Origin of the sequence: Microvirga sp. KLBC 81 (assembly GCF_003075415.1) — a bacterium.
Classification (GTDB): domain Bacteria; phylum Pseudomonadota; class Alphaproteobacteria; order Rhizobiales; family Beijerinckiaceae; genus Microvirga.
Genome location: NZ_QDAH01000252.1, coordinates 1 through 1,211 on the forward strand (window position 1 = coordinate 1; position 1,211 = coordinate 1,211).

The following is a 1,211-nucleotide window of genomic DNA, read 5'->3' on the forward strand; positions in this document are numbered from 1 at the left end:
CGGCTGGTCCTGACCCGTCAAACTGGTCCATTTCGAAGACAACTTTTTCGGGCAATTTGATCCTTGAGGAGGGTCAGTGCCATGAAGAAGACGCGCTACACGGAAGAGCAGATCGCCTTTGCGCTGCGCCAGGCCGAGAGCGGCACGCCGGTGTCTGAGGTGATCCGCAAGATGGGCATCACCGAGCCGACCTTTTACAGGTGGAAGAAGCAGTTTGCCGGCATGGGCGTGGCCGAGATCCGACGCCTCAAGCAGCTCGAGGACGAGAACGCCCGTCTCAAGAAGCTCGTGGCGGACCTGACCCTCGACAAGACCATGTTGCAGGACGTGCTCAAAAGAAAGTGGTGAAGCCCGCTGTTCGGCGTGAGGTCGCAGGCCATCTGCAGAAAGCCTACGGCATCAGCGAACGGCGGGCATGCTCCGCCACCGGTTTCCAGCGCTCCTCGCAGCGCTACCGCAAGTGGTCCGATCCGCAGATCGAGCTGCGCATGCGGCTCAAGGAGTTGGCCGCGGCGCGGGTGCGCTACGGCTACCGTCGGCTGCACATTCTCTTGCGCCGGGAGGGCTGGCCGGTGAACCACAAGCGCACCTATCGGCTCTATCGTGAGGAGGGCTGTCGATCCGGCCCAAAGCACCCAGGCGCAAGCGCGCCTGGCGCTACCGGCAGGGTCGACCGCAGGTGGGGGTCCCAACGAGGTGTGGGCGATGGCCTTCATGGCCGACCAACTCTTCGACGGGCGCGCGTTCCGCATCCTGACGGTGGTGGACTGCCACACGCGAGAGTCACTGGCGATAGTCCCGCGAGTGAGTTTCCGGGCTTACCAAGTGGTTGAGGCGCTCGATGAAATCGCCCGGATCCGTGGTCGGCCCAAGAGCCTGCGGGTGGACAACGGTCCGGAATTTGCCGGTCGGGCCTTGGATCAATGGGCGTATCTGAACCGGGTGGAGATCGACTTCTCGCGGCCCGGAACGCCCACGGATAATGCCTACATCGAGGCATTCAACAGCCGCCTGCGGGCGGAGTGCCTGAATGCCTCGTGGTTCTTATCCATGGCCGATGCCCGGGAGCGGATCGAAGACTGGAGGAGAGATTACAAGGAGACCAGGCCACATACGGCGCTCGGCGGCTTGACCCCGAACGCCTTCGCCCAACAAACTCATCAAGCCCGGAAAGTTGCATAGGTCGTGGATCACATATGGCGGCAGGTCCA

The 1,211-nt window shown here is 62.8% G+C and carries 1 pseudogene; it reads left to right on the forward strand.

The annotated features are described in order from the left end of the window. Positions 1-81 precede the first annotated feature (81 nt). Positions 82-1,182: pseudogene (locus DC522_RS33595) on the forward strand (IS3 family transposase). Positions 1,183-1,211 lie beyond the last annotated feature (29 nt).